Here is a 24,348-nt window from a genome sequence, read left to right on the forward strand (position 1 = left end):
CCAGCGGGAGGGGGCGTGATGACCGCGGCGACCGAGACCGATGTCCACAAGCTCCCGGCCCTGCTGAACGCCTTGCGCCTGCCGTCGTTCAAGGCGCACTGGCAGGAGGTGACCGAGATGGCCGACCGCGAAGGCTGGCCGACCGCCCAGGCCCTGGCGCTGCTCGCCGAGTACGAACTCGCCGAGCGGGAGACCCGGCGGATCCACCGCAACCTCCAGGCCTCGCGATTACCCGCGGGCAAGACCCTGGCCACGTTCGACTTCTCGGTCGTCCCCGAGGTCTCCAAGGCGCGCGTGGACGCGCTCGCCGCCGGCGACTGGCTCGCCGGGGCGGGCAACCTGATCGCCATCGGCAATTCCGGCAGCGGCAAGTCGCATCTGCTCGCCGCCGTCGGTCACGCCCTGATCGAGGCCGGCTACCGGGTGCTGTACAGCCGCACCACCGACATGGTGCAGCGCCTGCAGGCCGCCCGCCGGGACCTCACGCTCGAACGCGAACTCGCCAAGCTGGACAAGTACCACCTGCTGATCCTGGACGACATCACCTACGCCCAGAAGGATCAGGCCGAGACCAGTGTGCTGTTCGAGCTGATCGCAAGGCGCTACGAGACCCGTAGCCTCGCTGTGGCGGCCAACCAGCCGTTCAGCGCCTGGGAACAGATATTCCCCGACCGCGCCATGACGGTCGCGGCGATCGACCGGCTGGTCCACCATGCGACCATCCTCGAGCTGAACGTCGAGAGCTACCGTCGGCGAGCTGCCGTCAGCCGCCAAACCGACCCGGCTGACGCCGCGTCATCCGACAGCGACAGCCTCGGCGACAACCCCAGCGACAACAACCGAGAAGGAGGTGACGACACCGAAAGCTAAGCCCTCAACATCATCGATCCGCACCGGCCACGACCTTGTCGCTCAACCGGTCACGTTGCTTGACGCGCTACACGCGGCGGCGGATGGGGCACGGGGGCCGCGATGCGGCGGTCCGGCGGCGTGGGCCGGCGCCGCGTCGTCGTCAAGTCGCGGATCGTCCGGCTTCGGGGGCAGGGGCTCGGCGCGGCCCGCGCGCACCTCAAGTACATCCAGCGTGACGGCGTAACCCGCAACGGTGCGCCCGGCCGTCTCTACGACGCCCAGCAAGACGACGCGGACGGCCGGGCGTTCCTGGCGCGCGGCGAGGGCGACCGGCATCAGTTCCGCTTCATCGTCTCGCCGGAGGACGGGACGGAGCTGGACGATCTCAAGCCCTTCGTCCGCGGGTTGATGGCGGAGATGGAGCGTGATCTCGACACGCGGCTCGACTGGGTGGCGGTCGATCACTTCAACACCGACAATCCCCACAGCCACATCGTCGTCCGGGGCACGGACGAACTCGGGCGGGACCTGGTGATCGCGCGCGACTATATCGCCCACGGGCTGCGCGAACGCGCCAGCGAACTCCTGACCCTGGAACTCGGGCCGGTCACCGAACGGCAGATCGAGCAGGGCTACGCCCGCGAGGTGGGGCAAGAGCGCTTGACGCGGCTCGACCGCGAGATCCTGCGCGAGGCGGAGGCCGGCGTGGCCGATCTGCGCCGAGAGCCGGCGGCCCGCGTCGCGCGCTTTAAGCACGCGCTCAAGATCGGGCGGCTGCAGACCCTTGAGCGTATGGGTCTGGCCGAGCCCGCCGGCGCGAAGCGCTGGCGGCTCGCGGCGGGTCTGGAGACGACGCTACGCGACATGGGTGAGCGCGGCGACATCATCCGGACGCTGCACCGCGAGCTGCGCGCGGCGAGCGTCGAGCGCGCCGGCGCGGCACATGCGATCTTCGATCCGACGCAGGCGAATGCGCGGGTCGTCGGCAAGGTGATCGCGCGCGGGCGCGCCGACGAACTCAACGACCGGCACTATCTGGTCGTCGATGGCACCGACGGGCGCACGCACTACGCCGAGGTGGGCGAACTGGCCGATCCGGGTGACTACGAACCGGGGGCCATCGTCGCCGTCGCGGGCAAGCGGGCCGAGCCGCGGCGCGCGGACCGCACCATCGCCGACATCGCAGAGCGGAGCGGCGGTCGCTACAGCGCCGCGCTGCACCGCGCCGTCGATCCGCGGGCGTCGCGCGAATACGTCCGCGCCCATGTCCGTCGGCTGGAGGCCATGCGCCCGGGCGGCGTCGCGGAGCGGCTGCCGGACGGGTCGTGGGCGATCCCGAACGACATCCTCGACAGGGCGCGTGCCTACGAGGAGCGCGCCCGGCTGCGGCAGCCGGCGCGGCTCGTGTTGCTGTCGAGCTTCTCGTTGGAGCGTATGGTCGAGGCGGACGGGGCAACGTGGCTGGACCGCCAGCTATTGGCAGACCGGCCCGAGCCGTTGCGGCCGGCTGGCTTTGGCAACGAGGTGGAGAACGCGATTGCGCGTCGTCGCCGCTGGCTACTCAGGCAGGGCCTGGCAATGGAGCGCGACGGCCGCACCGTCTACGACCGAAACCTCTTGAACGAGCTTCGCCGTCGCGATGTGAGCGCGGCCGCGGATCGGCTCTCTAAAGAGGTCGGCAAGCCGTTCACCGAGTTGCTCGACGGCGACCGGCTCGAGGGCGTGTACCGCGGTCCACTCCGGCTCGCCAGCGGGAAGTTCGCCGTGATCGAGAAGTCCAGGGCCTTCGCCCTTGTACCCTGGCGACCGGAACTCGAGCGGGTGCGCGGGCGGGCCGTGTCCGGGATTGTCCGAGGGACCACGATCTCCTGGAGCTTCGCGCGAAAGCGCGGCCTTGGGATTGTCTGATGCTGGGGCGGCCCGGGGCCGGGCGCGAGTTCGCAGAGCTTCAGGAAGGTTTGCCGCGCGCATGGATCGCTGATCCCACAAGCGTGATCGACTCTCGAGCCCTGCAGAGATCCCAGAGCATCCGGCCACAGGGGTCTTGACACTGGCAATATAATTCGGACTCCTATGTATATGTCCGAAACCTTCGACGCCATCAGCGAACCCCTGCCGCGCCGGGTCCAGGCCGGGCTCTCGAAGATCGCCATGGTGATGCGCCACGAAGCCTGGGCGCAGGACGGGACCCGCGGGCTGACCCCAACCCAGGCCCAGGTGCTGGCCTTGCTGCAGGCGCGCGGCGCCATGCGGCTGTCGGCGATCGCCGCCGAGCTGGCGGTCAAGCAGCCCACGGCCAGCGACGCGGTCACCGCGCTGACGCGTAAGGGCCTGGTCGAGAAGCAGTCGGTTCCGGACGACGGACGCGCCCGCAGCATCCGGCTGACCGAGGCCGGCGCCGCGGCGGCGGCCGGGCGCACCGAATGGCCGGACCTTTTGCGGACCGTCGTGGCGGACTTGCCGGAGGCGGAGCAGGCCGCGCTGCTGAAAACCCTGACCCGGATGATCCGCAATCTGCAGCAACAGGGCGCCATCCCGGTCCAGCGGATGTGCGTCAACTGCCGCTATTTCCGCCCCAACGCGCACGCCGAGGCTCACACGCCGCACCACTGCGCCTACGTCGACGCGCCGTTCGGCGACCGGCACCTGCGCCTGGATTGCCCGGAGCACGCCGAGGCCGATGCGGCCCTCGCGAGCGCCAACTGGCAGCGCTTCACAACGTCGCCCCATACCCAGGAGCCTGGATCATGACCTGTTCTGCTCGCTTCGCAGCTCTTGCCGTCGCCGCCTTGTGGTCCGGACTGGCCGCCGCGCCGGCCAACGCACACGGCATCGAGGCCGAAACCGGAAACGCCGATCCCGCCTTCGACATTGTGCGGGCCGAGGTGACCGCAGAAGACGACTGGCTGACGTTCCGCATGTCGGTCGCCGGGACAGCCGGCGCGCGCCGGCCCGAGCCCGCCGGCGATCTCGGTGGGGCGCCGGTTTATTCGTACGTCTGGCCGACCAAGCTCGATACGGCGCGGGTCGGCTTCGGCCAGGACCTGGGCATCCTGGCCTTCGCCGTCACTTCGCATCCGGATTTCGACGACACGCCGTTGTTCGACGAAAACGGCGACGGCGACCCGGACAACGACGGTCGCGCCTGGCACAGCCACTGGGTCGTGCTCGTTCCGGCCGAGGAGGCGTGCGGCGGCGGCCTCAAGGTCAAGGACATTCCCGACGGCGCCGAACCGGAGCTGCCGGCCACCTGGCCTGGTCTGCCGATCTACATCGACAGTCCCGGCTACGACCCGAGCTTCAGCGACGACACCGTCACGGTCCGCGTGCCCTTCCAAGCGGCGCCTCAGCTTAAGGGCGTCGCCTTCGACGGCGTGACGTCCGGCCTGCGCGTCAACGAGCAGGTACACGCGCCGCTGCTGTGCGTCGAGGACGTGTTCGACGTCGCCTCCGGCGACCTAAGCCTTCCCGGTACGGTGGACTAGATGACGATGGCCCCGGACCGGCGCAGCAAACTGGAGACAGGCGACGCATGACAAACCTGCACGACGTTGACTGGTCGCAGCTGCCCGCGCCGGCGGATGACGGCGGCGCTGATCACCTGACCGGACGGGCGCTGCCGTCGCTGGCGTTGCCAGCCACAGACGGCACACGCGTCGACCCGGCCGCGCTCGGCGGCCTGACGGTGCTCTACGCCTATCCGATGACCGGTCGGCCCCACCGGGCGCTGCCGGACGGCTGGGACGCGATCCCCGGCGCGCGGGGCTGCACGCCGCAGGCCTGCGCGTTCCGCGATTACGCGGCGGAGCTGACGGCGCTTGGCGTGACCCATCTGTTCGGCTTGTCGACGCAGCCGCCGGAAGAGCAGCGCGAGGCCGCCGAGCGCCTGCACCTGCCGTTCCCGCTCATCTCCGACGCCGAGTTGCGGCTGGTCGCGGCGCTCGATCTGCCCACCATGACCGTGGAGGGTCGCACGCTGTGCAAGCGCCTGACGCTGATCGCTCGGGACGGCACCATCGTGCACACCTTCTACCCTGTGTTCCCGCCCGACCGGGCGCCGGAGCAGGTGATCGCCTGGCTGCAGACCCACACCGACGCGACATCCGGCATACCGGACGCGACGACCACGACCTGAACGGAGGGGATCGGCATGCCGGAGACCGACAAGACATGTCTGGCGATCCGCCACGTTGCCTTCGAGGATCTGGGCCTGCTCGGACTGCTATTAGAAGCGCGCGGCCATGCGGTGCGCTACGTCGACGCGCCCACTGACGATCTTACGGCGCTCGACCCCCTGGCATTCGATCTGATGGTGGTGCTGGGCGGGCCGATCGGAGTCAACGACGCGGCCGACTATCCCTTCCTGAACGACGAGCTGCGGCTGGTCGAGCGTCGGCTGGTAGACGATCGGCCAACGCTCGGTATCTGCCTGGGCAGCCAGATCATGGCCTGGGCCTTGGGCGCCCGGGTCTATCCGGCCAAGACGAAGGAGATCGGCTGGGCGCCGGTGACCTTGACCGAGGCCGGGCTTGCCGGTCCTCTGCGGCACCTCGACGGCGAGACGCCGGTCCTGCACTGGCACGGCGACAATTTCGACCTTCACGAGGGCGTCGAGCGCCTCGCGCGCACGGAGGTCTGCCCCAACCAGGCGTTCGCCTATGCCCGCACCGCGCTCGGGCTGCAATTCCACGCGGAGGCCTGCGGCCCGGCGCTGGAACGCTGGTTCGTAGGCCACACGGTCGAAATCGGCGCCACGCCGGGCGTGTCCGTCGCGCAATTGCGCGCGGACACCGAGCGCCATTCGGCCGCGATGGAGGCTCGCGGGACCGCCCTGTTCGCCGATTGGCTGGATCGGGTGGGGCTATGACGCAGGCCGTCCGCATCGATCATGTCCTGATCGGACAGCCGCGCCCTTTCGGTCCGAACGGCGAGCCCAGCGGCATTGACAAGCGGCCGGTCGACCGCCCGGTGCGCGTCGAGCCGACCGGCCTCGTCGGCGATGGCCAGGGCGACACGAAGCGCCATGGTGGCCCGGAAAAGGCCGTGCATCACTATCCGCGCGATCATTACGCGTCGTGGCGTCGAGACCACCCCGGGTTCAGCGTGTCGCTCGAAAACCCGGCGGCTTTTGGGGAGAACCTATCGACGCTTGGCCTCACCGAAGAGGTTGTCTGCGTCGGCGACATTTACCGGCTCGGCACCGCTTTGGTGCAGGTCGCGCAGGGGCGCCAGCCCTGCTGGCGGCTGAACGTTCGCTTCGGTGACCCGAAGATGGCTTTGCGCGTCCAGCAGACCGGGCGCGCGGGCTGGTACTATCGGGTGCTGGAGCCGGGCGAGGTGGCCCCGGGCGCCACGCTGGCCCTCGTCGAGCGGCCGCAACCCGCTTGGCCGCTGAGCCGTCTGCTGCACGTGCTCTATCGCGACACCCTCAACCGTGCGGCGCTCGCGGGCATCGCGGAGATCCCGCAACTCGCCGAGAGCTGGCGCAAGCTCGCACGGCGGCGCTTGGAACGCGGCGACGTCGAGGACTGGGACGCGCGCGTGCGGACGCCGACCGACCGGTCGTTCGTCGCCGGGAACTGAAGCCTGCTATCGATCCGCGGCGAGCTTAACGCCGAAGGCCCCCAAGGTTGCCCCGGCTGCGCGGTCGATCCAGACCTTCGCGCGCTTGTAGCTCCGTTGCACCGGTCCGGTCGAAAAACTCGCGGCCAAGCCGCCGTACCAGCCGCATTCGAGCAGGAAGACGTTCAGCAGCAGCAAGACGGTCGTCGCCAGCGCAGGATCGGCCGGAAGCATCGTGACGAAGATCGAGCCGAAAAAGATGGCTGCCTTCGGATTGGCGAGCTGGGTGACGAGCCCGAGCCGAAGCGCAGCCAGGAGGCCCGCGCCGCCCGCAGGATAATCGGTCTCCCGAATAGGCACTCCGGCATTGCGCCACAGCGAGATGCCGATCCAGACCAGATAGGTCGCGCCGGCGAGCTTGAGGACGGAATAGATCCACGGGACGGCCGCGAACAGCGCCTGCAATCCGAAAAGCGCGGCCACGGCCCACAGCGTCGATCCGGCGGCGAGCCCCACGGCGGTGCAGAGGCCCGCCAGTCTCGTGCGGGCGACGGACGATCGCACGACGACGAGGAACGCCGGTCCCGGACTGACGGCGACGAGAAAATGGGCGATCGCGACCGCGGCTAAGACGCCGGCAACATCCATGCTGACCTCTCTCGTTCACGACGGCTGGGGGCCCAGAAATCATCCTTATGGCTTTTCGCAGATCAAGTGCACGGTTCAATCACCGGTGCTTACGACCATCGCTCAGACGACTGTATGCACCTAGCACATCGGTCAGCTCTCGCAGCGCACGAACAGCTTTTCCGCACCCCGGAGGAAAAGCGCTTCGGGCGACAGCCCGCCGCCCGTCGCTGCGAGGCGTATTGCGGAGTGCGTCACGTCCATCAGCTCGAACTGGAGAGTCTCATCGACCTGAGCCTCCCGCAGGCGTCCGAGGAAGTCGTCATACTCGACGCGGTGGTCGAGGCTCATGACGAGCGTTCCACGGCGCAGGTCCCATTTCCCGGCACGCCACGGCAGCAGTCCGATGTCTGCGTTGGAGGTGCGCCACCACTCGACCTTGCCGGTTCCATTGGCTTCAAAGAGGATCAGGCGCTCGTTCGCGCATTCGGCCTGACTGCCGGCCCATACCCCAGCTATCCTGGCGCGGTCGCCGCCGATCAGCCGTCCTGCCAACGCCGGCGACTGGGCCTTCGCCAAGCTCTCTGCGAGGGCGACATCATAGGTGGTGCGGATCTCCGCGATCTCCGCCGCGCGTCCTTGCGCCGCGGAGTTGCGCGCGCGCTCGCCAGCCGACGGCTTATCGTCCTCTTTACTGAAGATCGCGACGGTGTCGCGCTTCTCGTTTCCTGTGTTTGCCGCGTTCCGGCGAACCGCGACCCGCGGGACCCCGGTCAGCGATGAAACGAAGGCATCCAGGATCCGCGCTTCGCCGATCAAGCGCCCGCGCGTGTCTGGCTCGGCTTCCCCGGCGACGACACTGACGACCTTGCGCTGATTGGACGGCGTGCCGCCAAGCGCCCGGCACAGCTCGGCGTAGCGGGCCATGCCTGTGAGTGCGGCGGTCGCGATTAGAGCCGGATCGCGCAGCTGCGCGCGGCTGTCGAACAGCAGGATGATCTCGCCGACCTCGTGGCACTTCGGGTCGGCGGGACGCAGCACGTGCAGCGCGACGTCGACGGCTTCGTCGTAGACGAACCAGCCGGCACCGCCCTCGAAAACCCGGACGTCGTAATCCGTGGCTCGCGCCGGTTCGGTGGCGATGCCGGCGCAGACCCAGAGACCGGCCGCCAAAACGATCTGCGGGAGCGACTGCAGGCGGCGAGGCGAGCGCATCGGAGCATCTCCTTTCCGGACTAGGGAGCCGTCGAAAGCCGCCGGCAGACGTGCCGTCTTATGAGATCGGCCCGGCAAAGCGGTTCCCACCGATCGAGTCTCGCCTCGACACCAAAAAATGTGCCGTGACCTTTTTGGTCGCGCCTTCCTGGTCTTGGCGCGTCTTGGCCGCTTCGTCCGGGCTTGGACGATCCTGGACGCCGCCGCGTTGCTTTCGCTCCGATCCGCCCACGATCCTTCGCCGGTAATCACTCGCGAGCCCTCGGGCTCTCCAACCGGCGAGCCGTCCATGACCCCGACCAAGCTTCTCATCGGCCAGGTTCTGCTCGTCTTCGCGATCGTGATCGGCGCGGTCTGGCTGGCGACGCAGTGGACGGCCGGCCAGCTCGCGCATCAGCCGCGCCTCGGTCCGGCCTGGTTCGAGCTCTGGGGCTACCCGGTCTATCGGCCCTGGCGCCTGTTCGAGTGGTGGTACGCCTTCGAGCCCTACGCGCCGGCGATCTTCAACACCGCCGGGGCGATGGCGGCGGGCGGCGGGGTGCTGGGCGTGGCGGTTGCGGTCGCCGGCTCGCTCTTGCGTGCCCGGCAGACCCGCTTCGTGACCACCTACGGCTCTTCGCGCTGGGCGACCCGGCGCGAGGTCGCCCGGGCCGGGCTGTTCGAGCCGCGCGGCGTCTTCCTGGGCACGCTCAAGGGCCGCTACCTGCGTCACGACGGCCCGGAACACGTGATGTGCTTCGCGCCGACGCGCAGCGGCAAGGGCGTGGGCCTGGTGATCCCGACCCTGCTGTCCTGGCCGCAGTCCGCCGTGATCCACGACATCAAGGGCGAGAACTGGCAGCTGACCGCCGGCTGGCGGGCGCGCTTCTCGCACTGCCTGCTGTTCAACCCGACCGATCCGGCGAGTGCCCGCTACAACCCGCTGCTGGAGGTGCGCAAGGGCTGCTTCGAGGTGCGGGACGTCCAGAACATCGCCGACATCCTGGTCGACCCCGAGGGCGTGCTGGAACGGCGCAACCACTGGGAAAAGACCAGCCATTCGCTGCTGGTCGGCGTGATCCTGCACGTCCTCTACGCCGAGCCCGACAAGACCCTGGCGCGCGTGGCCGCGTTCCTGTCCGACCCGGCGCGGTCCTTCGAGCGGACGCTGCGGGTGATGATGACCACCAACCACCTGGGCACCGACACGGCCCCGCAGGTCCACCCGGTGGTCGCGCAGGCCGCCCGCGAGGTCCTGAACAAGGCCGAGAACGAGCGCTCGGGCGTGCTCTCGACGGCCATGTCCTTCCTGGGCCTGTACCGCGATCCGACGGTCGCCGCGGCCACGAGCGCCTGCGACTGGCGGATCGCCGATCTGGTCGACGCCGACCGACCGGTGTCGCTCTACCTGGTGATCCCGCCGTCCGACCTGTCGCGCACCAAGCCGCTCGTGCGCCTGGTGCTGAACCAGATCGGCCGGCGCCTGACCGAGCGCCTGCAGGGCGCGGCCGAGGCGGGCCCGCGGCATCAGCTGCTGATGATGCTGGACGAGTTTCCGGCGCTGGGACGGCTTGATTTCTTCGAGAGCGCGCTCGCCTACAAGGCCGGCTACGGCATCCGCAGCTTCCTGATCGCCCAGAGCCTGAACCAGATCTCCAAGGCCTACGGCGAGCACAATGCGATCCTGGACAACTGTCACGTCCGGGTCGCCTTCGCGTCGAACGACGAGCGTACCGCCCGGCGGATCTCGGACTCGCTGGGCACCGCGACCGAGCTGCGCGCCCAGCGCAACTACGCCGGCCACCGGCTGGCCCCCTGGCTCGCCCACGTCATGGTCTCGCGCCAGGAGACCGCCCGCCAGCTGCTCACCCCCGGCGAGGTCATGCAGCTGCCGGCGGACGACGAGATCGTCATGGTCTCCGGCCATCCGCCGATCCGCGCCAAGAAGCTGCGCTACTTCGCGGACGGGAACTTCAAGGGTCGCGTCTGCCCGCCGCCGGTCCTGGAGACGGACGCGCCCTACGCAGACCGGCCGCCGGTGCGCCCGGACGACTGGTCGGGCCGGGTGCGCACGCCCCACGCCGACCTGATCCGGCCCTGGTCGGAGCTCGTCTCCGGCGCCCCCGACGACGACGGCGGCCTCGCGCGCCATCCAGCACTCCCCGACGAGACCCCGGCCCCGGCCGAGCCCGAGCGCGCGCCCGACGCCGGGCTGGTCGACGACGCCTTCGATCCCGCCGACGCGCGCGGCATGGACAACCTCGCCCGCGACACCGCGACCGTCCGGCGCGCCCACGGCCTCAACGCCGCCACGGGGGACCGGGGCGACGACGACCTGATCCCCAACTTCTGAACGGAGCCCAACGGCCATGAAAGCCCGCCTGTGCGTCTATCTCTCCGATCAGGTCGATCAGCGCCTCGCGCTCGCGGCCCGGCGGCCCGGCGCGTCCAAGTCGGCGATCACCGATGCTGCGCTCGCGGCTTTCCTGTCGCCGGAACGCGACGACCAGCGCGACGCGGCGATCGTGCGCCGGCTCGACCGCGTCTCGCGCCAGCTCGACCGGCTGGACCGCGACCAGACCATCGCCGCGGAGAGTCTCGCGCTCTTCGTGCGCTACTACCTGACGATCACGCCGCCGCTGCCGGGCGCCGAACAGGACGCCGCGCGGGCGCTCGGCAAGGAGCGCTTCGCGTACTTCGTCGCCCAGCTCGGCCGGCGCCTTGCCGGCGGCAAGTCGATGATCCGGGACGTGCTCGAGGAGATCGGGACAACGGAGAGCGACTTCTTCACCGAGGCGGAGATCGATGCGCTGCGCACCCTCAAGGACGGCGCGCCGGCGGCCGAGGACGGCGATGCGTGAGCGCCGCCACCCGACGACCCTTGACCGGCAACGCAGCATGCTGCGCACCGCCATGGGCCCGGCGATCGCGGATGCGCTCGCCGATCCGGCCGTGATCGAGGTGATGGTCAACCCCGACGGCCGGCTCTGGCTCGACCGCCACGGCGACGGCCGGCTGGAGACCGGCGCGCGGCTCGCTGCGACCGAGGCGGAGCGGATCATCCGCCTGGTCGCCAGCCACGTCGGCCAGGAGTGCCACGCCGGCCGGCCGGTGGTCTCGGCGGAGCTGCCGGAGGGCGGCGAGCGCTTCGAGGGGCTGCTGCCGCCGGTGGCGCCGGCGCCGTGCTTCGCGATCCGCAAGCCCGCGCGGGTCCTCTACCGCCTGTGCAACTACCTCGAGGCCCGGATCGTCACGGCCGCGCAGGCCGAGGCGCTGCGCGCGGCCGTCGCGGCCCGTCGCAACATCCTCGTCGTGGGCGGCACCAGCTCGGGCAAGACCACGCTTGTCAACGCGCTCTTGGCCGAGGTCGCCGCGGGCGGCGACCGGGTGGTCCTGATCGAGGACACCCGCGAGCTGCACTGCGCGGCCGAGGATTGCGTCAGCCTGCGCACCAAGCCCGGCGTCGCCACGCTCGCCGATCTCGTACGCTCGACGCTGCGCCTGCGCCCCGACCGGATCGTCGTCGGCGAGGTCCGTGGGCCCGAGGCGCTCGACATGCTCAAGGCCTGGAACACCGGCCATCCGGGCGGCCTCACCACGCTGCACGCCAACTCCGCCCGCGCCGGCCTCTATCGCCTCGAACAGCTGATCCAGGAGGCCGTGGTCACCGTGCCGCGCCGGCTGATCGCCGAGGCGATCGACGTCGTCGTCTTCCTGCAGGGCCGGGGCGCGGCCCGCCGCGTCGAGACCGTCGCCGCGCTCGACGGCCTCACGGGCGACGGCGACTACCGCCTGGTCCCGCTCACCCCCGTCCCGCTCGTTCCACCCGCCTGACCCAGGAGATCCTGCCATGCCCCGAGGTGTCTTCGACGTGCGTATCAAAGTGCTGCATCCGCCCGCCGCCAGCGCCGTTCTGCTGGTCGGCGTCGCGCTCATCTGGCCCGAGGCCGCCCAGGCGGCCGGCTCGGGGATGCCCTGGGAGGCGCCGCTGACGGCGATCCTGGAATCGATCGAGGGACCCGTCGCGCGGATCATCGCCGTCATCATCATCGTCATCACCGGCCTGTCGCTGGCCTTCGGGGAGACCTCGGGCGGCTTCCGGCGGCTGATCCAGATCGTCTTCGGGCTGTCGATCGCCTTCGCCGCGACCAGCTTCTTCCTGTCGTTCTTCTCCTTCGGCGGCGGGGCGCTCGTCCAATGAGTGCCGCACCCGGCCATGCGGGCTACGAGGTCCCGCTGCACCGCGCGCTGACCGAGCCGATCCTATTGGCCGGCGCGCCGCGCACCGTCGCCATCGTCAACGGCACGCTCGCCGCCGCGCTCGGGCTCGGGCTGCAGCTCTGGCTCGCCGGGCTCGTGGTCTGGCTCGCCGGCCACGGGGTCGCCGTCTACGCCGCGCGCAAGGACCCGGCCTTCCTCGACGTCCTGGTCCGCCACGTCCGCCACAAGGGGTATCTGTCATGCTGAACCTGGCGGAATACCGGCGACGGCCGGCGCTGCTCGCCGACTACCTGCCGTGGGCCTGCCTGGTCGCCCCCGGCGTGGTGCTCAACAAGGACGGCAGCTTCCAGCGCTCGGCGCGCTTCCGCGGACCGGATCTGGAAAGCGCCACCGAGGCCGAACTCGTCGCGACCTGCGCGCGGATCAACAACGTGCTGCGGCGCTTCGGGTCGGGGTGGGCGCTCTTCTTCGAGGCGGAGCGCCGGCCCGCGCGCGCCTATCCGGGTTCAACCTTTCCGGACCCGGCCTCGCGGCTCGTCGACGCCGAGCGCCGGGCCGCCTTCACCGAGGCCGACGCGCTCTTCGAGAGCGGCTACGTGCTGACCTTCGTCTACCTGCCGCCGGCGGAGACCGTGAACCGCGCCGAGCGGCTGCTGGTCGAGCGCCCGGAGGGCGGCGGCCCCGGCGTCGACTACCGGGCGCATCTCGAGACGTTCGTCCAGACCTCCGACCGCGCCCTCGACCTGCTGGGCCAGCTGATGCCCGAGGTGGCACCGCTCGACGACGCCGAAACCCTGACCTACCTGCACGCCTGCGTCTCCGACCGCCGGCACCGCCTGAGCGTACCCGAGATCCCGGCCTATCTGGACGCGGTTCTGGTGGACACCCCGCTCACCGGCGGGCTGGCGCCGCGGCTGGGCGCGGCGCACCTGCGCGTCGTCACCGTGCTCGGCTATCCGGGCGCGACCACGCCCGGGATCCTGGACGCCCTGAACCATCTGGGCTTCGCCTACCGCTGGACGACGCGCTTCATCCCGCTCGACAAGGCCGCGGCCGAGCGCATCCTCAAGCGCACCCGCCGGCAGTGGTTCGCCAAGCGCAAGTCGATCGCCGCAATCCTCAAGGAGGTGCTGACCAACGAGCCGTCGGCGCTGGTCGACACCGACGCCGACACCAAGACCGCCGATGCCGACGCCGCGCTGCAGGAGCTGGGCGCGGACCTGGTCGCCTACGGCTACCTCACCACCACGCTTGTCGTCTGGGACGTTGACCTGGACGCCGTCGCGGCGAAGGTTCGGGCCGTCCAGCGGGTTATCGACGGGCGGGGCTTCGCGACCATTGCGGAGAGCGCCAACGCGGTCGAGGCCTGGCTGGCCTCGCTGCCGGGCCACGTCTACGCCAACGTCCGCCAGGCCCCGGTCAACACGCTCAACCTGGCGCACATGATGCCGCTGTCGGCGACCTGGGCCGGGCCGGCGCGCAACGCCCACCTGGACGGTCCGCCGCTGATCACGGTGCGCACCGAGGAAACCACGCCGTTCCGCCTGGTCACCCACGTCGGCGACGTCGGCCACACGCTGGTGGTCGGGCCCACGGGCGCGGGCAAGTCCGTGCTGCTCGCCCTGATGGCGCTGCAGTTCCGGCGCTACCCGGACGCCCGGATCACGATCTTCGACAATGGCGGGTCGGCGCGCGCCGCCGTGCTCGCCATGGGCGGCGCCTGGTTCGATCTCGGCACCGCCGACGCTGGCGGGCTCGCCTTCCAGCCGCTGGCCCGGATCGACCTGACGAGCGAGCGGGTCTTCGCGCAGGACTGGGTGCTGGGCCTGCTCGCCCACGAGGGCATCGACGTCACCCCGGAGGTCAAGGACGCCGTCTGGTCGGCACTGACCAACCTGGCCGCCGCGCCCTGGCCCGAGCGCACGCTCACCGGGCTGGCGACGCTGCTGCAGCAGGGCGCGCTGCGCCAGGCCCTGCAGCCCTACACGCTCGAGGGCCCCTACGGCCGGCTGCTGGACGCGGACGACGACCGGCTGAGCCTGGGCGCGGTGCAGGGGTTCGAGATGGCGGAGCTGATGCATCAGGCCGGCGCCGTGCTGCCGGTGCTGACGTATCTCTTCCATCGGCTGGAGGCGCAGTTCGACGGCACGCCGGCGCTCCTGATCCTCGACGAGGCCTGGCTGTTCCTCGACAACCCGGCGTTCGCCGCGCGCATCCGGGAATGGCTCAAGACCCTGCGCAAGCAGAACGTGGCGGTGGTCTTCGCGACCCAGGCGCTGGCCGACGTCGCCGAGAGCTCGATCGCACCGGCGATCATCGAGAGCTGCCCGACGCGGATCTTCCTGCCCAACGACCGCGCCGGCGAGCCGCAGGCCCGGGCTGTCTACGAGGCCTTCGGCCTGAACGCCCGGCAGATCGAGATCCTCGCGCGCGCCGTGCCCAAGCGCGATTACTACGTCCAGTCGCGCCAGGGCAACCGCCTGATCGACCTCGCGCTCGGCCCCATCGGCCTGGCCTTCGCGGCCGCGTCCGCACAGCCGGACCACGCGCTGATGGATGCGCTGCTTGCCGATGACGGCGCCGAGCCCTTCGCCGCCAAATGGCTGCGTGCCAAGGGCCTCGACTGGGCGGCCGATCTGATCGCCGACGACACCCCGATGGCAGAGGAGCCGGCCGATGCGCCCCCCGCTTAGCTGCATTGGCGCGGCCGCGCTCGCCGGGCTGCTCGGCGCGCCGGCAGCGTTCGCGCAGGACGGCTGGCCACGCTGCTGGCGCGCGGACGATTGCCCGGCCGTCTTCTTGTCCGTGACCACCGTGCGCGGCGACGCCCGGCTCGCGGTCTCGCGCGCCTGCGCCGGCGACTGGTGGCACGTCTGGGGCCGGGCCGACGCGCGTGAGACCATCCGGCAGTGGCTCGACGACCGGGCCGCGACCGGGCAGGGGAGCCTGTGCATCCCCCTTCATCCCCAGGTCGACGAGATCCGGGTGACGCCCACCGGCGGCCACTGCGGCGAGACCGAATGGCCCGAGATCGCTCGCGCCAACCGGCCCGGGCCGGGCGCCGTGCTGCGGCGCGGTTACGGCGGCGCGGCTACGGCGACTGTCACCGGCTGCCACGCGCGTATCGGCAACGCCGAGCTCGGCGAGCTTCGCTACGGCGGCGTCGCGCTGGACTTCGCCGACGGCTACGTCTTCGGCGACAGCTACGCCGACGGGTACTTCTACGGCGTCTACGACGGCTTCGGGCGCGGCCGTGTCCGCCCCTTCGGCGCCACCGTCGCCGCCATCAGCGAGTTCAATACCTACCACTACCGCGTCGAGATCCGGGCGAACGGGTCTGCGGCCTGGACGTGGAACCCCCAGGAGGATCGCGGCCGATGACCTCTCTTCAACGACGGCTTCTCGCCGCCGGCGCCGCCCTGGCGCTTGGTGTGGCAGCCAGCCTCACGCCGGTGCAGCCGGCCCGGGCGATCGCCGTCTTCGACGGCGCCAACTACAGCCAGAACCTGCTGCAGGCCGCCCGCGCGCTGGTGCAGATCAACAACCAGGTCCAGCAGCTCGCCAACGAGGCGCAGATGCTGCTGAACCAGGCGCGCAACCTGGAGCGCCTGCCGACCTCGGTCGCCGGTCAGCTGACCGTCTCGCTCGGCCGGGTCGATACCCTGATCCGCAACGCCCAGGGTCTCGCCTACCAAGTGGGCGCGATCGACGGCGAGTACAGGCGGCTGTTCCCGGAGCAGTACGCCGCGGCCGTCACCAGCTCGCGGATTGTCCAGAACGCCCGCGAGGCCTGGGGCCTCGCCCGGCACGGCCACAAGCACGCGCTCGAGATGCAGGCCGAGGTGGTCGGGCAGGTGCGCGCCGACGCGTTCACCCTCGACGCGCTTATCGCCGAGAGCCAGGGCGCGGCCGGCAACCTGCAGGCGCTCCAAGCCGGTAACCAGCTGACCGCGCTCGCCACCAAGCAGGCCATGCAGCTGCAGAGCCTGCTCGCCGCGTCCGCCCGCGCCGACGCCCTCGAGCGCGCGGACGCGCTCGCCGAGCAGGCGCGGGCGCGCGCCCGCTTCCAGCGCTTCCTGGGCGACGGCAGCGCCTATACGCCGCGCTGACCTTCAAGGAAACACCCGCGATGGACGACCTCGACGTCATCGACCGCTTCACGGATACCTTCACCACCTACATCGACAGCGGCTTTGGGCTGCTGGGCCCGGACGTCGCCTTCCTGACCACGGTCCTGATCGGCATCGACATCACGCTGGCCGGCCTGTTCTGGGCGCTCGCCGACGACAAGGCGGTGATCCCGGCCCTCATCAAGAAGGTGCTCTACGTCGGCGCGTTCGCCTTCATCCTGAACAACTTCGCGTTTCTGGCGGCGGTCGTCTTCGACAGCTTCGCCGACCTCGGCCTGCGCGCGGCCGGGTCGCCGATCGGTGCGGCTGATCTGACGCGTCCGGGCTTCGTCGCGGCGACCGGCTTCGAGGCCGGGCTGCCGCTGCTGTCGGAGGTGCAGGACCTGCTGGGGCCGATCGGCTTCTTCGAGAACTTCGTCCAGATCGCCGTCCTGATGGTCGCCTGGCTGGTCGTCCTGCTGGCGTTCTTCATCCTGGCGATCCAGCTCTTCATCACCATCCTCGAGTTCAAGCTGACCACGCTCGCCGGCTTCGTGCTCGTCCCCTTCGCGCTCTGGGGCAAGACCGCGTTCCTCGCCGAGCGCGTGCTGGGCAACGTCGTCGCCGCCGGTATCAAGCTGATGGTGCTCGCCGTCATCGTCGGCATCGGCTCGACCCTGTTCGGCGCCTTCGCCGCCTCCTTCGCCGGCGGCGACGTCACCATCGAGCAGGCGCTCGCGACCGTCCTCGGGGCGCTGGCGATCTTCATGCTCGGGATCTTCGGGCCCGGCATCGCCGCCGGCCTGGTCTCCGGCGCGCCGCAGCTGGGCGCCGGCGCGGCCGTCGGTTCCGCCGCCGGCCTTGCGCTCGGTGGTGTGGCCGGCGCCGGGCTCGCCGCGGGCGGCGCCCGCACCCTGGCCGCCGGGTCCGCTAGCGCCACCCGCGCCGCCGCCTCCGTCGCCGGCGGCACGCACGGGGCCTACACACTTGCGCGCGCGACGTCCGGCGTTTCGGGCGCGGCCGGGGTCGCCGCCGGCGTCGGCGGTGTGACGCGCGCCGGCGCCGGCGTGGTCGGGCAGGGGGCGCGGGACGCCACGGCCGGCGTCCGTCAGGCCTTCGCGGGCGGGGAACGGCGCGCCTACACGGCGACCGGGGGGACGCTGCCCGCCGGTGCGTCGCCGTCCCCGGCCGAGGCGGCCGGCACCGCGGCGCCCGGCTGGGCGCGGCAGCTTAGGCGCGAGCAGCGCCTGCGCGAGGGCGCGACCGTTGCCGCCCACACCATCCGCGAGGGCGATCGGCCCGTCGCCGGCGACTCCCCGCGCCTGCGGGAGGACGTGTGATGTTCAGGCGCGCCACCACCGCCTACGGCCGGACGCCCGCGCCCGAGACGCCCTACCAGAAGGCCGCCCAGGTCTGGGACGAACGCATCGGCGAGGCGCGGGTCCAGGCGCGCAACTGGCGGCTGATGGCCTTCGGCTGCCTGGCGCTCGCCCTCGGCCTGTCCGGCGGCGTCGTCTGGCAGGCCGGGCGCAGCAGCGTCACCCCCTACGTCGTCGAGGTCGACACCCGTGGCGCCGTGCGCGCCGTCGGCCCGGCCACGGAGGCCTATCGGCCCAGCGACGCGCAGATCGCCTGGCACCTGGCGCGCTTCATCGAGAACGTCCGGTCGCTGTCGATCGATCCGATCGTCGTCCGCCGGAACTGGCTGCAGGCCTACGCCTACGCTACCCCGCAGGCCGCCAACACCCTCAGCGCCTACGCCCGCGAGCGCGATCCCTTCGCCGCGATCGGCACGCGCACGGTCACGGTCGAGGTCACCAGCGTCGTGCGCGCCTCCGCCGACAGCTTCGACGTGCGCTGGCGCGAGCGCACCCACGAGAACGGCACGCTTGCCGGCACCGCCCGCTACACCGCCGTCCTCACAGTCCGGCTGCAGCCGCCGCGGAGCGAGGCGGCGCTGCGCCAGAACCCGCTCGGCATCTACGTCCACGGGCTCAACTGGAGCCGCGACCGCATCGCAGGAGATCAGGAATGAAGGTCCTTCTCGTCGTGACCGCCACCGCCCTCGTCGCGGCCTGTGCCCATCGCGAGCCGCCGCCGACGATCAGTTACGACACGGCCAGCTTCGAGCCGGCGGCGCGCACGGCCGAGCCGCCGCGCCCCGTGTAGATCGTCACGGTCCCCGAGCCCCTGCCGCTGCCGGGCCAGCTCAAGCCGGCGCCGCGCACCCCGGATCGGCGGCCGCCGCAACAGCGGGTCACCGACGCCCAGGCCGACGCCGCCGTCGAGCCGCGCGCGGACGGCTACGTCAACGCTATCCAGGTCTATCCCTACGCCGACGGCGCGCTCTACCAGCTCTACACGGCGCCCGAGCGGGTCAGCGCCATCGCGTTGCAGCCGGGCGAACAGATCGTCGCCGTCTCCGCGGGCGACACCGTGCGCTGGGTGATCGGCGACACGGTCAGCGGCTCGGGCGCGGCGGCGCGCGCCCACGTGCTGGTCAAGCCGACCATCGCCGACATGCAGACCAATCTCGTCATCGTCACCGACCGGCGCGCCTATCACCTGGAGCTCACCAGCACCGACGGCACCTACATGGCGGCGGTCTCCTGGCACTATCCCCACGACGAGCTGATCGCGCTTGAAAAGCGCAACGATGCGGCGGAACGGGCGGCGGCCGAGGTGGTCGACCGCGGGCTCGCCGTCGAGCGGCTGCGCTTCCGCTACGCCGTCACCGGCGACGATCCGCCCTGGCGGCCGGTGCGGGTCTTCGATGACACGCACAAGGTCTATATCCAGTTCCCCGACCGCCTCGACCAGGGCCAGGCGCCGCCGCTCTTCGTCGTCGGACCCGATGGCGGCCACGAGCTGGTCAACTACCGGGTGCGCGGCCGTCACTACGTCGTCGACCGGCTCTTCGCCGCCGCCGAGCTCCGGCTCGGCGCCGACCCGCAGCAGGTCGTGCGCATCACGCGTACCGACGGCGGGCCCGCGCGCGATCGCGAGCCGGGCGGCGAGGTCGCGGCGTCCGACCGGGACGCGCGGTGATGGCGCCGGCGCCCGAGGAGGGTGGGCCGCAGGGCGATCCCGGCGCGGCCAAGGTCGATCCCGCCGATCTGGCGCTGCGCGCCCGGCCGCGACCCGTCGCCCGGATCAACCGGCGGGTGCTTATCCTGCTGTCGGGGACCGGACTGCTGCTGATCTTCGGGGCGACGCTGCTGGCGCTCGACCCGCCGCGGCTCTTCGATCGGGGCGATACCCGCCGCGAGCTGATCCAGACCGGCAACGCGCCCAAGCCGGACGGCCTCGAGGCCCTGCCGCGCGACTACGGCGACTTGCCCAAAGCGCCCGTCGAGCTCGGCCCGCCATTGGCCGGCGACATCGGGCCCGCCGTCGTCGGCGCCGAGCGCGATCTCGGCATCGGCCCACCCGACCTGCCGTTCCGGCCCAGCCCGGAGGACGACGCCGCCCGCGCCGAGCGGATCCGCCAGGCCCGCCTGGCCCAGCAGGGGCGCGAGTCCGGCGTGTTCTTCCAGCTCACCTCGCGCGCGGCCGGCGCGGCCGGCGCGGGCGGAGGCGGGGCGGCGCTCGCCGCTGCCGAGCCGGGTTTGCGTCCACCGGCCGGCAACGGCGACCGCAACCCGTTCGACGCGCTCAGCGCAGGGCAGGGTGGTGCAGACACGGGTGTCGATCTCGGTCCCGATCCGGGATTGCAGGGGCGCAAGCTGGCGTTTCTGGACCAGGGCGTCGACGCCGAGATCTACAACCCGCACGCCCTCCAGGATCCCGTCTCGCCCTATCAGGTCATGGCCGGGACCGTGATCGCCGCCAGCCTGGTCACCGGCATCAATTCCGACCTGCCGGGCCGCGTGATCGCCCAGGTCACCGCCAACGTCTACGACACCGTGACCGGCCGCCATCTCCTAATCCCGCAGGGTTCGCGCGTCATCGGCACCTACGACAGCGTGGTCGCCTACGGCCAGGAGCGCGCGCTCGTGGTCTGGCAGCGCATCGTGCTGCCCGACGGATCCTCCATGGTGATCGAGAACCTGCCGGCGACCGACACGGGCGGCTACGCCGGTCTCGCGGACCGGGTCGACTTTCACACCTGGCGCCTCCTGAAGGGCATCGCGCTGTCGACCCTGCTCGGCGTCGGCACCGAACTCACCTTCGGCGACGCCGAGGACGACCTCCTCAAGGCGCTGCGCGAGTCCGCCCAGGACAGCGGCAACCAGGTCGGCCAGCGCCTGACCGAGCGCAACCTGAACGTCCAGCCCACCATCACCATCCGCCCCGGCTGGCCGCTCAGGATCATCGTCCACAAGGACCTGGTGCTCAGGCCCTACCATGCCCCCGGAGCGATCCCATGACCCTCAAGCTCGACAAGCTGCCCGACCGCGAGGCGGTCAAGATCACCTTCACCGCCAGCCCGGAGCTCAAGGCCGCCCTCAACGCCTACGCCGAAGTCTACCGGCGCGCCTACGGCCAGAAGGAGAGTGTGGCCGACCTGATCCCCTACATGCTGGAGGCCTTCATGGCCGGCGACGGGGGCTTCCGGCGGGCGCGCAAGCAGCTCGACGACGTGCCTGCCGTCAAACCCAAACCCCAGGCGAAGGAGACCTGAGCCATGGCCACGATCGGCAGCTTCACCGCCGGCAAGGACGGCTACACCGGCACGATCCGCACCCTCACGGTCAACGTGAAGGCCCGGATCGTCGCCAACGACCAGAAGAAGAGCGACGGCGCGCCCGACTTCCGCGTCTACGCCGGCAACGCCGAGCTGGGCGCCGCCTGGAAGGCGCGCACCAACGGCGACGCCCCGCGCGACTACCTCAGCGTCCAGCTGGACGATCCGAGCTTCCCGCAGCCGATCCGCGCGGCGCTGTTCGAGGACGACGGCGCGGCCTTCCTGGTGTGGAACCGGCGCGAGGCCTGACGGCGGACGGGCAGGGCGTCGCCCGGTGGAAGCACGTGCTGGCTTAAGAGTCCGGTTCGCCGAGGACGCCGTCGACCAGCGCGAGCGCGCGGCGCAGGCGGTGACGGAGCGTCTCCAGCTCCTGCCGTGTTTCCGGGTCGAGGTCCAAAAAGACCGGATCGAGCGTGCTCTCGACGACGCAGTCGATCGCGCCCTGACCGGCCGGGCGCGCCACGGCGATCGCCTCGTTGGCGGCGTCGCTGCGGCCGTCGGCCTCGACCCGCAGCGTGCCGTCCGCGGCCATCGCGACCGAGAAGGCGATCCCGCCCAGGACCGTCGCCTCGACCGCGTGCGGCGCCAGCGGCACGCTTACGCCCCACGGGACGCCGGTCATGTCCTCGAATCCGGCGACATACCGCTCCGGCCCGACGCGCGGATCGGTATCGCGCTCGGGTCGGAAGAAGGGCTTGAGCCGGACGGTTTCGGCCAACGTACGGGTCCCCTGTCCTGGCGATCCGGAGGCAAAAGCAAAATACCTAGTATACTAGGTGGCCGGATTCCAGAGGCTCGGGCTGCCTTCCGCCATGGAACTCAGGCGGATCGTGGCCCGCAACCTCCGGCGTCTGCGCCAGCAGAAAGGCATGTCCCAGGAGGAACTCGCCGACGCGGCCGGCATCAACCGCAACTACGTCGGCATGATCGAGCGCTGCGAGAACGCCGCCTCCATCGACACGCTGGAACGGCTGGCGACGGCGTTAGGCGTCGATCCGGCAGAGTTCTTGTCCGCGTAGTGGGTCGGCTCCGGCCGTAGGTGCTTTCGAGCCCGACACCGCTGACCCTGCCAGCCCTTTTGTTACAAGGAGTCAGCGCTTTTCGCGGTGGCTTACGTTCAGCATCGAGCGTGTTTTCGTATATTTCGTTTGTTGCGTTTGGTTCGATTCGTGCTATGTCTGAGGTACGAGAAAGGAGATCGCACCATGACGCTCGCACTCGCGGAAGACAGCTCGGTCCGCATGCCCTCTGAGGAGCAGGCAAGCCTCGCCGGCGAGACCAGCCGCAAGCTAGCCGCGCATTTCAACGGCGAAGACCGGATGACGGTGAAGCTCGTCGAGAGCGCCGGGGAGGGGGAGACGCTGGAACTTCCCGGTCCAGCCGTGCGGCTGCTTCTCGACGTGCTGGAGCAGATGTCGCGCGGTAACGCGGTGACGCTGATGCCGATACACGCGGAGCTGACGACACAGCAGGCCGCCGATCTGCTGAATGTGTCGCGTCCGCACCTCGTCGGCCTTCTGGAGAGTGGGGAGATTCCATACCGGAAGGTCGGCACGCATCGCAGGGTCCTGGCGGAGGACCTGCTGCGCTACAAGAAGGAGACCGAGCGCAAGCGACGCCAGGCCCTCGACGAGCTGGCGGCCCACGATCAGGACCTGGGCCTTGAATGAGGCATGGATCGCTTCACGGCTTTTTTCGACGCCAACGTGCTCTACCCGGCGGGGCTCAGGAACCTGCTGATGCGGCTTGCCGTCAGGGGACTCTTCCGGGCGAAGTGGTCGGAGAAGGTCCACGAGGAATGGATGGCTGCGGTGATGGAAGACTTTCCCGACATTACCCGCCCACAGCTCGAGCGGACGCGGAAGCTCATGGACCTGCATGCCGAGAGCAGTCTGGTGACCGGCTACGAGGACCTGATCGAGGGGTTAGAGTTGCCCGACCCGGATGATCGTCACGTCCTCGCGGCCGCGATCCGCTCCAACGCCGACGTCGTTGTCACACGCAATCTGCGTGATTTTCCGGAAGAGCGACTCCGCCCTTATGGCATCGAGCCGAAGCACCCTGATGCCTTCGTCATGAATCTCTTCGACCTAACGCCCGGCGCCGTGGTTGGGGCAGCGCGCGAGCATCGGGAAAGCCTGCAGAGTCCTACCAAGTCGGTTCCGGAGTATCTCGCGAGCCTCGAACGTCAGGAACTCACGCAAACGGCTGCCGCTTTGCGCGAGTACAAGAGCGTCCTGTGAATTATGGTGTGCAACGGATCTAAGGACACGCGGATGTATTTGTTCTGCTCAAGAAGCTTGCGTCAAGCCGAATCCCGTTGGACTCTACCATCAGGTGTGAACCACAGGCTAACCCGACCATCGCTTGCGGACCGTGAACGGCTGGTTCGAACGCTAAGCCGCGGAGCAAATTCGATCCTCGGCTAAGGATCCCCAGCACCCCACCAGTGGGGCCTCCGGAGCTGCCGTCCACAAGATATGGTTGACGAGCGCCTCGCTGATCCCTATATACTAGTTGCTGGAACCGAGCTAAAGGCGAGGCAATGTCGGCGTCTATCACCTTCTTTCCTGTGTCCAACGGCGACATGACGCTGATCCGCCTGGACAACGGGCAGACCATTCTGGTTGACCTCAATATCCGCGGCGCCGCCGACGACGAAGACGACGACACGCCCGACGTGGCGACGGACCTTCGCGACCGCCTCAAGCGCGATGCGCAGGAGCGCCTTTATGTGGATGCCTTCCTCCTCAGTCACCCGGATCAGGACCACATCACCGGCCTGCGCAATCACTTCCATCTCGGTCCGCCGGATGAATGGTCCAAAGACGACGACAAGATTTTCATCCGTGAGATGTGGTCCGCGCCGGTCGTGTTCCGGCGCGCGAGCGCGGAAAACCCGCTTTGCGAGGACGCCAAGGCGTGGGCGAAGGAGGCGCGCCGACGCGTCAAGCGCTTCCGTGAGAGTGCAGCAGATCTAAATGCAATTGAGTCGCACTTGCGCGTCTAGGTTGGGGTGCGACATATCGAATCGATCCGACAGGGAGGCCTTGGCGGCGCCAAATAACCCAGATTCTCTGCACGTATGCAGGTACT

29 protein-coding genes are annotated in these 24,348 nt (G+C 70.2%); 26 read left to right on the forward strand and 3 right to left on the reverse strand.

Annotated features, from left to right (window positions below; all coding sequences use genetic code 11):
• Positions 1-18 precede the first annotated feature (18 nt).
• The 7 genes from istB (at position 19) to CKO28_RS17685 (ending at position 6,435) form a co-directional block, all read left to right on the forward strand.
• Positions 19-870: an IS21-like element helper ATPase IstB gene (istB, locus tag CKO28_RS17655; RefSeq protein WP_200342130.1), complete on the forward strand. Its 852-nt coding sequence runs from the start codon at positions 19-21 to the stop codon at positions 868-870.
• A 102-nt stretch (positions 871-972) separates the two neighbouring features.
• Complete coding sequence (locus CKO28_RS17660) at positions 973-2,760, forward strand: DUF3363 domain-containing protein (protein ID WP_200342131.1); 1,788 nt, start codon at positions 973-975, stop codon at positions 2,758-2,760.
• Positions 2,761-2,931: 171 nt separating this feature from the next.
• Positions 2,932-3,603, forward strand: coding sequence for a MarR family winged helix-turn-helix transcriptional regulator (locus CKO28_RS17665; protein ID WP_200342132.1), 672 nt, complete (start codon positions 2,932-2,934; stop codon positions 3,601-3,603).
• Entirely contained in the window at positions 3,600-4,337 is a 738-nt protein-coding gene (locus tag CKO28_RS17670; RefSeq protein WP_200342133.1) for a hypothetical protein, read from the forward strand. Before CKO28_RS17665 ends, CKO28_RS17670 begins: the two co-directional genes overlap by 4 nt.
• Positions 4,338-4,384: 47 nt before the next feature.
• On the forward strand, positions 4,385-4,987 hold the full coding sequence (locus CKO28_RS17675; RefSeq protein WP_200342134.1) for a peroxiredoxin: 603 nt from the start codon (positions 4,385-4,387) through the stop codon (positions 4,985-4,987).
• Between the two features lie 15 nt (positions 4,988-5,002).
• The gene (locus CKO28_RS17680; protein ID WP_200342135.1) at positions 5,003-5,719 is read left to right on the forward strand and encodes a glutamine amidotransferase; all 717 of its coding nucleotides are present in this window, start codon (positions 5,003-5,005) and stop codon (positions 5,717-5,719) included.
• On the forward strand, positions 5,716-6,435 hold the full coding sequence (locus CKO28_RS17685; protein WP_200342136.1) for an MOSC domain-containing protein: 720 nt from the start codon (positions 5,716-5,718) through the stop codon (positions 6,433-6,435). The genes CKO28_RS17680 and CKO28_RS17685 overlap by 4 nt, the downstream gene beginning before the upstream one ends.
• 6 nt (positions 6,436-6,441) lie before the next feature.
• Here CKO28_RS17685 and CKO28_RS17690 read toward each other — a convergent pair whose 3' ends face one another.
• Both CKO28_RS17690 and CKO28_RS17695 read right to left on the reverse strand, forming a co-directional pair.
• Positions 6,442-7,062, reverse strand: a complete 621-nt coding sequence (locus CKO28_RS17690) for a LysE family translocator (RefSeq protein WP_200342138.1) — start codon at positions 7,060-7,062, stop codon at positions 6,442-6,444.
• Positions 7,063-7,194: 132 nt separating this feature from the next.
• Positions 7,195-8,256, reverse strand: a complete 1,062-nt coding sequence (locus CKO28_RS17695) for a hypothetical protein (protein ID WP_200342139.1) — start codon at positions 8,254-8,256, stop codon at positions 7,195-7,197.
• Positions 8,257-8,545: 289 nt separating this feature from the next.
• Here CKO28_RS17695 and CKO28_RS17700 point away from each other — a divergent pair, with 289 nt between their 5' ends.
• The 15 genes from CKO28_RS17700 (at position 8,546) to CKO28_RS17765 (ending at position 21,501) form a co-directional block, all read left to right on the forward strand.
• The gene (locus CKO28_RS17700) at positions 8,546-10,588 is read left to right on the forward strand and encodes a conjugal transfer protein TraG (RefSeq protein ID WP_200342140.1); all 2,043 of its coding nucleotides are present in this window, start codon (positions 8,546-8,548) and stop codon (positions 10,586-10,588) included.
• Between the two features lie 16 nt (positions 10,589-10,604).
• Positions 10,605-11,096 carry a CopG family transcriptional regulator gene (locus CKO28_RS17705; protein WP_200342141.1) on the forward strand — a complete coding sequence of 164 codons (492 nt, stop codon included), beginning with the start codon at positions 10,605-10,607 and terminating at the stop codon, positions 11,094-11,096.
• Positions 11,089-12,069 (forward strand): P-type conjugative transfer ATPase TrbB, encoded by a 981-nt coding sequence (gene trbB / locus CKO28_RS17710; RefSeq protein ID WP_242480634.1) that lies wholly within the window; start codon positions 11,089-11,091, stop codon positions 12,067-12,069. The genes CKO28_RS17705 and trbB overlap by 8 nt, the downstream gene beginning before the upstream one ends.
• A gap of 16 nt (positions 12,070-12,085) precedes the next feature.
• Positions 12,086-12,436, forward strand: a complete 351-nt coding sequence (locus CKO28_RS17715; RefSeq protein ID WP_200342142.1) for a TrbC/VirB2 family type IV secretion system protein — start codon at positions 12,086-12,088, stop codon at positions 12,434-12,436.
• Complete coding sequence (locus CKO28_RS17720; protein WP_200342143.1) at positions 12,433-12,702, forward strand: VirB3 family type IV secretion system protein; 270 nt, start codon at positions 12,433-12,435, stop codon at positions 12,700-12,702. Before CKO28_RS17715 ends, CKO28_RS17720 begins: the two co-directional genes overlap by 4 nt.
• On the forward strand, positions 12,696-15,149 hold the full coding sequence (trbE, locus tag CKO28_RS17725) for a conjugal transfer protein TrbE (protein WP_200342144.1): 2,454 nt from the start codon (positions 12,696-12,698) through the stop codon (positions 15,147-15,149). Before CKO28_RS17720 ends, trbE begins: the two co-directional genes overlap by 7 nt.
• Positions 15,133-15,837, forward strand: a complete 705-nt coding sequence (locus CKO28_RS17730; RefSeq protein ID WP_200342145.1) for a hypothetical protein — start codon at positions 15,133-15,135, stop codon at positions 15,835-15,837. The genes trbE and CKO28_RS17730 overlap by 17 nt, the downstream gene beginning before the upstream one ends.
• Entirely contained in the window at positions 15,834-16,565 is a 732-nt protein-coding gene (trbJ, locus tag CKO28_RS17735) for a P-type conjugative transfer protein TrbJ (RefSeq protein ID WP_200342146.1), read from the forward strand. Before CKO28_RS17730 ends, trbJ begins: the two co-directional genes overlap by 4 nt.
• Positions 16,566-16,585: 20 nt before the next feature.
• Positions 16,586-17,905 carry a P-type conjugative transfer protein TrbL gene (trbL, locus tag CKO28_RS17740; protein WP_200342147.1) on the forward strand — a complete coding sequence of 440 codons (1,320 nt, stop codon included), beginning with the start codon at positions 16,586-16,588 and terminating at the stop codon, positions 17,903-17,905.
• Entirely contained in the window at positions 17,905-18,600 is a 696-nt protein-coding gene (trbF, locus tag CKO28_RS17745) for a conjugal transfer protein TrbF (RefSeq protein ID WP_200342148.1), read from the forward strand. The genes trbL and trbF overlap by 1 nt, the downstream gene beginning before the upstream one ends.
• Positions 18,597-18,734, forward strand: coding sequence for a hypothetical protein (locus CKO28_RS29165; RefSeq protein ID WP_338050175.1), 138 nt, complete (start codon positions 18,597-18,599; stop codon positions 18,732-18,734). The genes trbF and CKO28_RS29165 overlap by 4 nt, the downstream gene beginning before the upstream one ends.
• A 147-nt stretch (positions 18,735-18,881) precedes the next feature.
• Entirely contained in the window at positions 18,882-19,613 is a 732-nt protein-coding gene (trbG, locus tag CKO28_RS17750) for a P-type conjugative transfer protein TrbG (RefSeq protein ID WP_338050177.1), read from the forward strand.
• On the forward strand, positions 19,613-20,935 hold the full coding sequence (locus CKO28_RS17755) for a TraB/TrbI/VirB10 family type IV secretion system protein (RefSeq protein WP_200342149.1): 1,323 nt from the start codon (positions 19,613-19,615) through the stop codon (positions 20,933-20,935). The genes trbG and CKO28_RS17755 overlap by 1 nt, the downstream gene beginning before the upstream one ends.
• Positions 20,932-21,189, forward strand: a complete 258-nt coding sequence (locus CKO28_RS17760; protein ID WP_200342150.1) for a DUF2274 domain-containing protein — start codon at positions 20,932-20,934, stop codon at positions 21,187-21,189. Before CKO28_RS17755 ends, CKO28_RS17760 begins: the two co-directional genes overlap by 4 nt.
• Positions 21,190-21,192: 3 nt before the next feature.
• Complete coding sequence (locus tag CKO28_RS17765) at positions 21,193-21,501, forward strand: DUF736 domain-containing protein (RefSeq protein WP_200342151.1); 309 nt, start codon at positions 21,193-21,195, stop codon at positions 21,499-21,501.
• 43 nt (positions 21,502-21,544) lie between these two features.
• Here the strand turns inward: CKO28_RS17765 and CKO28_RS17770 are convergent, their stop codons facing one another.
• A complete protein-coding gene (locus CKO28_RS17770) occupies positions 21,545-21,970 on the reverse strand; it encodes a hypothetical protein (RefSeq protein ID WP_200342152.1) in 426 nt (141 codons plus the stop codon).
• 58 nt (positions 21,971-22,028) lie between these two features.
• Between CKO28_RS17770 and CKO28_RS17775 the strand changes: the two genes are divergently transcribed.
• The 4 genes from CKO28_RS17775 (at position 22,029) to CKO28_RS17790 (ending at position 24,262) form a co-directional block, all read left to right on the forward strand.
• Positions 22,029-22,271 carry a helix-turn-helix domain-containing protein gene (locus tag CKO28_RS17775; protein WP_338050176.1) on the forward strand — a complete coding sequence of 81 codons (243 nt, stop codon included), beginning with the start codon at positions 22,029-22,031 and terminating at the stop codon, positions 22,269-22,271.
• Between the two features lie 186 nt (positions 22,272-22,457).
• A complete protein-coding gene (locus CKO28_RS17780; RefSeq protein WP_200342153.1) occupies positions 22,458-22,922 on the forward strand; it encodes a helix-turn-helix domain-containing protein in 465 nt (154 codons plus the stop codon).
• 3 nt (positions 22,923-22,925) lie between these two features.
• Positions 22,926-23,495, forward strand: a complete 570-nt coding sequence (locus CKO28_RS17785) for a PIN domain-containing protein (protein WP_200342154.1) — start codon at positions 22,926-22,928, stop codon at positions 23,493-23,495.
• Between the two features lie 302 nt (positions 23,496-23,797).
• Entirely contained in the window at positions 23,798-24,262 is a 465-nt protein-coding gene (locus tag CKO28_RS17790; protein WP_200342155.1) for a ComEC/Rec2 family competence protein, read from the forward strand.
• Positions 24,263-24,348: the final 86 nt, after the last annotated feature.

It is taken from the genome of Rhodovibrio sodomensis (genome assembly GCF_016583645.1).
In the GTDB taxonomy this organism is placed as follows: Bacteria; Pseudomonadota; Alphaproteobacteria; order Kiloniellales; family Rhodovibrionaceae; genus Rhodovibrio; species Rhodovibrio sodomensis.

Coding starts and splice junctions, on each gene's coding strand:
- istB (WP_200342130.1), top strand. CDS start 19: ATGACCGCGGCGACCGAGACCGATGTCCACAAGCTCCCGGCCCTGCTG.
- CKO28_RS17660 (WP_200342131.1), top strand. CDS start 973: ATGCGGCGGTCCGGCGGCGTGGGCCGGCGCCGCGTCGTCGTCAAGTCG.
- CKO28_RS17665 (WP_200342132.1), top strand. CDS start 2,932: ATGTCCGAAACCTTCGACGCCATCAGCGAACCCCTGCCGCGCCGGGTC.
- CKO28_RS17670 (WP_200342133.1), top strand. CDS start 3,600: ATGACCTGTTCTGCTCGCTTCGCAGCTCTTGCCGTCGCCGCCTTGTGG.
- CKO28_RS17675 (WP_200342134.1), top strand. CDS start 4,385: ATGACAAACCTGCACGACGTTGACTGGTCGCAGCTGCCCGCGCCGGCG.
- CKO28_RS17680 (WP_200342135.1), top strand. CDS start 5,003: ATGCCGGAGACCGACAAGACATGTCTGGCGATCCGCCACGTTGCCTTC.
- CKO28_RS17685 (WP_200342136.1), top strand. CDS start 5,716: ATGACGCAGGCCGTCCGCATCGATCATGTCCTGATCGGACAGCCGCGC.
- CKO28_RS17690 (WP_200342138.1), bottom strand. CDS start 7,062: ATGGATGTTGCCGGCGTCTTAGCCGCGGTCGCGATCGCCCATTTTCTC.
- CKO28_RS17695 (WP_200342139.1), bottom strand. CDS start 8,256: ATGCGCTCGCCTCGCCGCCTGCAGTCGCTCCCGCAGATCGTTTTGGCG.
- CKO28_RS17700 (WP_200342140.1), top strand. CDS start 8,546: ATGACCCCGACCAAGCTTCTCATCGGCCAGGTTCTGCTCGTCTTCGCG.
- CKO28_RS17705 (WP_200342141.1), top strand. CDS start 10,605: ATGAAAGCCCGCCTGTGCGTCTATCTCTCCGATCAGGTCGATCAGCGC.
- trbB (WP_242480634.1), top strand. CDS start 11,089: ATGCGTGAGCGCCGCCACCCGACGACCCTTGACCGGCAACGCAGCATG.
- CKO28_RS17715 (WP_200342142.1), top strand. CDS start 12,086: ATGCCCCGAGGTGTCTTCGACGTGCGTATCAAAGTGCTGCATCCGCCC.
- CKO28_RS17720 (WP_200342143.1), top strand. CDS start 12,433: ATGAGTGCCGCACCCGGCCATGCGGGCTACGAGGTCCCGCTGCACCGC.
- trbE (WP_200342144.1), top strand. CDS start 12,696: ATGCTGAACCTGGCGGAATACCGGCGACGGCCGGCGCTGCTCGCCGAC.
- CKO28_RS17730 (WP_200342145.1), top strand. CDS start 15,133: ATGCGCCCCCCGCTTAGCTGCATTGGCGCGGCCGCGCTCGCCGGGCTG.
- trbJ (WP_200342146.1), top strand. CDS start 15,834: ATGACCTCTCTTCAACGACGGCTTCTCGCCGCCGGCGCCGCCCTGGCG.
- trbL (WP_200342147.1), top strand. CDS start 16,586: ATGGACGACCTCGACGTCATCGACCGCTTCACGGATACCTTCACCACC.
- trbF (WP_200342148.1), top strand. CDS start 17,905: ATGTTCAGGCGCGCCACCACCGCCTACGGCCGGACGCCCGCGCCCGAG.
- CKO28_RS29165 (WP_338050175.1), top strand. CDS start 18,597: ATGAAGGTCCTTCTCGTCGTGACCGCCACCGCCCTCGTCGCGGCCTGT.
- CKO28_RS17755 (WP_200342149.1), top strand. CDS start 19,613: ATGGCGCCGGCGCCCGAGGAGGGTGGGCCGCAGGGCGATCCCGGCGCG.
- CKO28_RS17760 (WP_200342150.1), top strand. CDS start 20,932: ATGACCCTCAAGCTCGACAAGCTGCCCGACCGCGAGGCGGTCAAGATC.
- CKO28_RS17765 (WP_200342151.1), top strand. CDS start 21,193: ATGGCCACGATCGGCAGCTTCACCGCCGGCAAGGACGGCTACACCGGC.
- CKO28_RS17780 (WP_200342153.1), top strand. CDS start 22,458: ATGACGCTCGCACTCGCGGAAGACAGCTCGGTCCGCATGCCCTCTGAG.
- CKO28_RS17785 (WP_200342154.1), top strand. CDS start 22,926: ATGGATCGCTTCACGGCTTTTTTCGACGCCAACGTGCTCTACCCGGCG.
- CKO28_RS17790 (WP_200342155.1), top strand. CDS start 23,798: ATGTCGGCGTCTATCACCTTCTTTCCTGTGTCCAACGGCGACATGACG.